Origin of the sequence: Chryseobacterium contaminans (assembly GCF_001684955.1) — a bacterium.
Taxonomy (GTDB): domain Bacteria; phylum Bacteroidota; class Bacteroidia; order Flavobacteriales; family Weeksellaceae; genus Chryseobacterium; species Chryseobacterium contaminans.
The window spans coordinates 21780-29434 of sequence record NZ_MAYF01000298.1 but is presented as its reverse complement, the minus strand read 5'-3'; the positions used below and the strand labels follow the sequence as shown (position 1 = coordinate 29434).

At 37.5% G+C, this 7655-nt stretch carries 2 protein-coding genes and 1 pseudogene; all 3 read right to left on the bottom strand.

What is annotated here, in order from left to right; genetic code table 11:
- Positions 1-224: pseudogene (locus tag BBH99_RS13910) on the bottom strand (ribonuclease BN); the annotation flags it as partial.
- Between the two features lies 1 nt (position 225).
- Positions 226-2553, bottom strand: coding sequence for a translocation and assembly module lipoprotein TamL (tamL, locus tag BBH99_RS13905; RefSeq protein WP_066696792.1), 2328 nt, complete (start codon positions 2551-2553; stop codon positions 226-228).
- Positions 2553-7580: a translocation/assembly module TamB domain-containing protein gene (locus BBH99_RS13900; protein ID WP_083188831.1), complete on the bottom strand. Its 5028-nt coding sequence runs from the start codon at positions 7578-7580 to the stop codon at positions 2553-2555. Before BBH99_RS13900 ends, tamL begins: the two co-directional genes overlap by 1 nt.
- Between the last annotated feature and the right edge of the window lie 75 nt (positions 7581-7655).

Sequence of the window (7655 nt, the reverse complement as noted above, 5' to 3'; positions counted from 1 at the left end):
ACATCAGGCCCCATAATTCCACTGATTTGAGTGCTGATCTGTCCGCGGATGGCTTCTTCTCCAAAGAAGTTACCCAGTACCCAGATGATAATAATTAACAATCCCGGGATGGAAAAGATTGCATAATAGGCAAGGCTCGCTGAATCTTTGGAGGCAGAAGAATTGTTCCATTCCTTAAAAGTGTCCTTGAGGACTTCCCAGAAAAATTTAGCATTATTAATCATGTTAGAAAGGATATCCGATGGCAATATTTAATACAAGATTGTCTTTTCTCCAGCTTGGATCTCCGAAATTAATTTTATCGAAGGCCCATCTGTCTCCTTTTTCATAATAAGGTACTCTCAATGGCATGGCTAAATCTAGTCTTAGAACTAATATTGAAAAATCAAGTCTCAGACCAACTCCGGCTCCTACAGCAACTTCATCCAGAAAATCTTTTGAAAACTTAGCTCCAGGTCTTGCATCATCATTATGGAGCAGCCAGATATTTCCGGCATCTACAAAAACTGCGGCATTGATGAATTTATACAGGTTAGCACGGTATTCTGCATTCAGTTCCAGTTTAACGTCTCCGGACTGGTCGAAGTACGTTCCTGCCTTCATTGTTCTTGGGTCAAAACTTCCCGGTCCCAGCGTTCTTGCACGGAAAGCCCTGATGCTGTTACTTCCTCCGGAGAAAAACTGTTTGGAGAAAGGAACAAATTCTGAATTACCATATGGATAGGCAATTCCTGCAATAAGTCTTGTAGCTAAAGATGATTTTTCCGTAAGCTTATGATAAAACCTAAAATCATTTTCAATCTTGGCATATTGACTGAAAGGGATGCCAAAGATCTTTTTCTCTTTATCTTCTTTTACATTAGCTCCGCTAATCAAGCCTGTGAGATTCCCTGCAAGATCAAGTGTTCCTTTATAATAGAAGGTATTCTTTTTCGGCAGCATGGTGTTGGTGTAAGTATAAGAGTAGGTCGGACCAAAGATGAGCTGTTTCTGTACAATTCTTTTCATAGCAGGATTGTTGGCAGAGTTAGCTTCATATTCTGCAGTAACCTTTTCCGGAGAAACCAACGTGATATCAATAACTTTCAGCTCATGTTCTTTCCTGGCATTCTCTTTCCATAAATATCCAAATGAGGCTGTGAAATTATTAAGCGTATAATATTTTGTTCTGTTCTGAAATTCATATCCCAATGTAATATTTGTTCTGGGAACAAACTCGCTTGAAGAATGAAAACGGAAAGGAGCCACAATTCTTGGGATAGAAAGCTGAACATTGGCTCCGGCACGGAAAATATTATTGGCATCCTGGGCACCACCCATCTGGAAATCAAAAGCTCCGTAGACAGATGCTTTAAATTGTTCTGCACCTCTGAAGAAATTTCTGTGTGTCCAATTCAGGTTAAGCTCACTTCCTGCATAGCTGGCAGAATTGGTTCTTCCTAACGCTTCAAGCCTTAAAGACTGAATTTGCCTTGGGGTTAATAAATAATAAGCATCAAACTTATGATTCAAAGAATCTGAGGTTACAAATTCATTTTTCACAAATTTAAATACTCCTAAACTGATTAATCGGTTCAGGGTAAGATTGTGATTGGAACGGTTGTAAAGATCCCCTTTTTTAAAGTATAAAGCTCTGTCGAAGATCTTCGGCTTAAATTTATGCTGCGGATCAATAACGTAAATATCATCAAATGCATATTTACCCAGAGAATCCTTGTTCATCGGAACACTGTATTTTCCTTCTTTTACATCCTGAATATTATAATTCGGGAAAACGATTACTTTATCAATACTGAACTGTTGAGTAGCTAAAGGCGGAGTATTGTCCTTTAGTTTTACATTCAGTTCCACTTTATGGTTTTTGTTGACCGTACTATCTGCCTGTACAATGATATTATCAGGATGGAAATAGTAAAAGCCTCTTTCCTTTAAGTTGTTATCGATCCTTTCTCTTTCTGCCTTAATCACATCCAGATCAAATGGCCTCCCATTTTTAAGAAGTGTTTTCCCGGCTATATTCTGAATTTCCTGATTAATAAGTGTTGAATCTTTCTGAAACTTCACCCCATCAACCAAATATCTTGCCCCGGGTTTTAAGGTGTAAATGACTTTAGCCTTTTTATTTTTTGAAACTGTGTCATAGGTGGCTCTGGCATTGAAATATCCTTTATTTTCAGAATAATTTTCAATGATATCTTTATTGAATTCCCGGTCTACATCTCCTAATAATACAGGCTTTTCACCCATTTTATATTTAAGCCAGTAATTGAAACCTTTATCTTTTTTAGGCTCTTTCGCAATATTGTAGAAATAGAGCTTTGGGCGCATTCCTAAAAAAGTAGAATTCGGTTTTGGAGTAAGGTTGGCTTCTAAAGCGGCCTGGAGATCTTTTTTTTCTTTTTTGGAAATTGTGTCACTCTCAATTTTAACCTCAGCGCCTGTATACAGCATCTGATTTTCTTTCAAAAACCTGGTATTGCTGCAGGAAACCACTGCCGAAGCTAATCCGGAAATCAACAGATATTTACAGTATGTTGGGAATGTATTACTCATTATTTAAATTCTACCACTTGATTGTTTTGATTCTTTTTAGGTTTCTTCTCTTTGGATTTCTGGAAAATCTCACGGAATTTGTCATAATCTAAAGTGATGATAAATCCGATTCCGGTTTCAATGATCTGTCCCTGAAGTGCTACCTGGTATTCATCTTTACGATAAGCGCGCAGCATATATCTTCCGTCTTTGGAAAGGCTGTAATCTACAGTAACATTTCCTGCAATATTGGTCATATTTTCATTCTGACGGGCCTGTCCTTCCAGTCCGAAATTACTTCCTACCGTTACTTTCAGCCTGTCATTCAATAATTTTTTACTGATATCTACATTCAGATCGGTTCTTGTATTTTTCTGGCCTGTGGAATAATCTTCAGAAGAATCCAGTCCGAAATTAAGATCTACCCCTTTAATAAGTCCGGCTGCCAGATTATTTAATTGCTGTGAAAGGATTTTACTCACACTCTGTCTTGCCATGGTTTCAGCAGACATTCCTGCGCCGCTTTCAAATGGATTTTCTCCGATGAAACGGTTCAGTAACAATAATGCAAATACCTGTTTGTTCAATTCAGATTCCTGGGTTCTCAGTTGGGCCAGTTTCTGATCGATAACATCCTTAACATTGGATGATACCGCATTATTTTTTTCTTCAGTTGTAATATCAAAAGTCAGCTGTGGCTTCAGCAGTTCACCTTTCATTTTTAATAAGGTGTTGAAAGGGATTCTCTGCTTGTACTGATTCATAGTGGAGGCACTTTCACCACTGATCTGCTGTTCTACAAGATCAATAGGCGGAGCTTCGGTTTTATACACTGCTGTAATATCCATGAGGGCCATGGTTGGTTCTCCTGTCCACGTGATGGTACTTCCTTTCTGAATATCGAATTTACGCTTCAGGAAGCTTACCGAAAGATCGTAACTTCCTTTATTTACTTCATAAACTCCTACTAGGGTGGTTTTTCCTGAAGGATCAATTCCGCCGGTTAATTCTGCTTCACCTTGCAGCTGTACGAAATCTCCGTTCGCTTTATCAATAACGATGGATAACTTCGCTTCTTTGCTTACTTCAATATTAACACTTACATCCATTCCTTTGATGCGGCTTTGAGCATTTAGGGAATCTGTTTTAATCGTTTTATTGAGCACCACCTGATCCTGATCCACAAATTCTACAATCCCGTCTCTTTCCTGTAATGAAGGATTAGATTGAGGAAGTACGAAAGTGAAATCTGTATTATCAGCAACACTCAGTTTTCCGTCTACTTTGGGAAGATCAAGATTTCCACGGATGTGAAGACCTGCATCAATCGCCAGCACTCCATACATCATGGCATCATTTGATTTCTGTGAGTTAACCACTTTGAAATCTTTGGCGTTCACATTAAGATTGAATGCGAAATCTCTGTAGGTTTGGGTAAGAACCTGTCCGTCTACAACCAAAGCATTTCCATCTTTATCTTTAATTTTGAACTTGTTAAATTCAATACCACGATTGGTAAAATCAATCTCATCATTCAGTTTTCTGAAATCACTTCCTGTTTTGGCAATTTCCAGTCCGGCATCATTGAATTTTACTTTTCCTAGAATATTCGGTTGGTCTGTAGTTCCCGTGATTTTTAAATTTCCGGAAAGATAACCTTCCGTATTCGTAATGGCATTCATAGAAAAGCCTTGAATACTCTTCATCTGAAGCTGGTTAATGGCCATATTCAGATCGAAAGAACTTGAAGTGGTATTGTAATCTCCAAGAATTCTTACATCATTGTTGTTTCCGGAAAGGGCGATATCAGCATTTAAAAGTTTCGGTGAAGAATTGTTCACTTTTACGGCCAGATTTCCAACCGGACTTCCATAGACAATAAGATTGGAAACATTGAGATCAGACGTGAAAGTCATATCCTTCATCACATCCCTAAGCTGAGCGGTTCCGTTGATGGTTCCCCTTGCCAGCACCGTATCTTTTTTGATAAGCTCTGTAATGGTTTCAATTTTAAAATCTTTCAATGCGATGTTCAAAGGGCTACTTGGGCTTTCACTTTCCGACTGAATGGAAATTTCGCTTCCGCCATTGCTCAATCTGAAATTATCCGCCAAAATTCCTTTGCTGCTGATCTGGATTTTATTGTTTTCAGCAACATTCCAATCAGAATAATTAAGCTTTAAGCCATTTGGATTGAGGGAAACCTCTGTAATATCATTCAATGATTTGGCATTTCCTGCAATCAGGAATTGGGTAACATCTTTATCGTCTTTTGTGGTGATATTATAGTTGATTGTATTATCAGCAACATCACCGTCAATATTGATTTTTTTCAGTGAAAAGCTTGAACTTTTTAAAGCGGCAACATTCAGATTATATTGTAAAGCCTGATTTTCATTGGTGACTTTTAGAGTTCCATTCTCAATGGTATTTTCACCATAGAGCAATTGCGGAATCTGCCCGTCAATTTCAATTTTTTGAGAATCAGCGTCATAATTTCCTGCCAGGTTAATGGTTTCAAAGCTTTTCAGATCCGGAACAAATTTTCTGATCAGGTCATCATTTTTAATCTTTGCAGTAAACGTAAAATGCTGTCCCGGATCAATTTTCTGGGTTTTATCCGGTTTCTGGAATTGATAATACTGATTGATAGTTTGTGTTAAAGCCCCAAAAATCTGAGTAAGCTTATATTTCCCTTTCAATTCCACATCTGCAATCTGAGAATTGAAAATAATATTGGTAGAATCTGTAGTAGAAGAGGCTTTTAGGTTGACTTCCTGTACCGGATACACTTCTTTGGTATCGGAAAAGGCGAAATCTTTAAGATTTAAATAGCCGTTCAGGTTATTCGGATCAAGGCTGGTAAAATCACCATCCATTTTTCCCGCAAGAATCATCGGCTTTTCATAGAAACCAAGCTTGTTGACATCCAGTTTTATAACTTCTCCGTTTACTTTGACGGTTGGATTTTTTTCATCATAAATTCCTGAAGCGGTTAACAGTAAATCAGCATTCGGATCTTTTGAATTTAAAACCACATCATAGGCCCCTTTGTTGATCTTACCTGTCAGGTTCATATTCTGATAGCGATATCCTTTGTAAGTTGCAGCAGCAACATGTCCTTTCAGATTCGCATTGGCATTTTTAAAATCAAAACTTTCCCCTTTGGCCGAAATTTGGGCAGTTATAGCACCAATATCTTTATTCTGAATGATTTTTCCAACCTGTACGCCCTGAAGATTGGCTTTTATATCATAGAGTTCATGATTTTTTCTGCGCATATCCACATTGGCAACAATTGCTGCATTTCCAAGGGTAGAGTAGAGGTTAAGGTCTGTATTCACTACTTTAGTAGTGCCCTTCGCATTTCCTTTGATGCTGAAGCTTGATGGAAGGGAAATATTGGAAGGGATAGTATTTTTCGGAACTAAATTGAAGATCGTTTTCGCATTGGAAGAAAATTCCCCGATTCTCAGATCGTAGTACAACTGATCGGGATTCATTGCATTTTTAACTCTTCCGGACGCATTTACCCTTAACTGATCCAATCCTGTAACTTTAAGATCCTGAATTAAAAGATCATTTACACTTCCTTTCACATTCGCATTCACATTCAGGGTCGCATTTGGATACTTATTGAATGGAACCGTATTTCTTAAGGTAGGAACCAGATTTAGAATATCAGAAAACCCGATTTTGGAATCTTTGATATTGGCAGAAACTTTTACTGCTCCCAAATTGGAAGTCAGCTGATCGATGGAGTTATAGTTTAAAATAACCTCATCGCGTAACAAAGTTTTTGGAGTCTGAAGGTACAGGTCTTTCAGGTAAGCTTCTTTTTCAGCATATACGAAATCTGTATTAAATTTCTGAATATCCAGCCCTCTTGCTTCCTGAATTTCCGCTGAATTAACCGTTCCTGCAAAAGTGTTGTTCTCCATTTTGAAACTTCTCACTTCAACATTCATTTTGGAAAAATTCAGGTGATTGAAATCTATTCCTTGTTTTGTAGGAGCTATTGCGGTATTGTTATATGTGACTTTTACATCATTTAAAACCAGTTTCCCTAAAAGAAGATTCATGGCTTTATCCTGATCGGAAACTTTGGAAGGTTCCGGTTCTTTTTTATTTTTCGGATTGGCATTTTGAGCCGGAAGATAAAGATTGGCATTGATGTCTGCCCCGGAAAGAAATACATTTCCCACATTGAAGGCATTATTTTCCAGATCAAGCTTGTTGATTTTTGTGCTTAATTCTTTGAATAAAACCTTAGCATAAGTCTTGGTGTTTTCATCACCATAGTCAATATCAAAGTGAGTAAGCTTGATTCCTCTTAAGCCAATATTCATCGGCTTTTTTTCGTTAAGAGAATCTACTTTCTTTTCAACCTTTTTGGAAACTTCTTCTACAATCCCTTGTTTTAATTTTAGTTTTAATCCATCAAGATTAATATCATTAACAGCATAGGTGTTTTTATTGAGATCGAATTTCTTTACCCTGGTATCAAAAGATTTAAAATAAAGGTTAATATCATTCCTCGACTGCTGGTCATTAAAGGTAACGCCAACATCTTTTAAATTGATTTTATCAAGGGAAATAATAAAGGGTTTTGATGGACTTTCTTCCTTATCACTAGTCGCAAAAGCATCAATAATATAATCGAAATTGAATTTGCCGTCCGGTTTTCTGACTACATTGGCTCTGGCACCCTGCATATCTACAGAAGTAATATCTGCCGTAGAATTGATAAGTTTCAGCATGTGTAAGCCTACATCCAGTTTTTTTACAGCTAAAAGGGTATCTACATCCTGTCCTTTGAGGTAAAGGTTTTCCATCACAAGACTGTTGGGGAATCCGATATAGACTCTTTCCAGGCTTACCTTGGTTTTAATTTTTTTCTCCAGGTAAACGATAAGTCGGTCTTTGATGAAGTTTTGAACGGCGGGAAGTCTTAAGCTTAGGATCAACAGGGTAAGGAGAACCAATATTGAAATAAAGGTTATTACAATACGCCTTAAAAGTTTGGTAGTGTTGATTTTCAGTTTCAAAAGTGAGAAGGTTTCTAACAAAGATAATAATACTATTTTATTCGGTCTTTGTTGTGGTATCCCTTACGAATGCAA